This window comes from Liquorilactobacillus sicerae (assembly GCF_029916425.1).
Lineage (GTDB): Bacteria > Bacillota > Bacilli > Lactobacillales > Lactobacillaceae > Liquorilactobacillus > Liquorilactobacillus sicerae.
In genome coordinates, this window is sequence record NZ_JAHAVQ010000073.1 from 1 (window position 1) to 702 (window position 702).

General features: G+C 37.2%; 1 protein-coding gene. It reads right to left on the minus strand.

Features of this window, described 5'->3' with window-relative positions; translation table 11 throughout:
• Nucleotides 1-575, minus strand: a 575-nt coding sequence (locus KH893_RS11255) for an ABC transporter permease (protein ID WP_345803738.1), incomplete at its 3' end; no start/stop codon positions are given.
• Nucleotides 576-702 lie beyond the last annotated feature (127 nt).

Genomic DNA, 702 nt, shown 5'->3' on the forward strand with positions numbered 1-702 from the left:
CTATTGCCCTGATCGTTGGCTTGTCTTTGAAAATAGGTTGCCTGCGGCAGAATTAAATTAGTGTCATAAGGCGACTCGCTATTATTTGCATAAATACCAACAACCGTATAGGAAAGACCGTTAATTAGAATTGAAGCACCCAGAGCGCCTTTTATACTTTTAAAGTTTTTCAGAGCGGTTTGCTTAGAAATCAACAATCGTTGATTTTGAACACTATTATCATAGCTACTAATATTTTTGCCGGCAATCAGCCTGACACCTGGTCGATCTTTGACAGCTGTCGCAGTTAAATTTTTATTCGTATCAAAAATAACGGCCGTGATCTGGAATTCTTTGGTTACTCTTTGAATTTTTACATTGCTCACGCCTAAATCATTTTTGCTTTTTAACAAAGTAAGATCTGCTTGGTCAAAACCAGCCTGATAATCATTGCTATCATTTGCATAGTAATCGATTGTTACAGTTTGTTTGCCTGTTTTTGTGGCTTGAAGATTTTTTAAAGTAGCCTTTTTAACACCGTTTCCCAAAGAAATAATCGTGATCACGGAAGTGATACCAATGATAATACCCAACATAGTTAACAAACTGCGTTTTCTATTTGTTAACAAGGATTTAAGTGCCGTTCGTATTAATTCACCGGCTCTCATAACTAGTCTCCTGATCGGAGGCAATCGTGCCATCCATAATGCGAATAATTCGTTG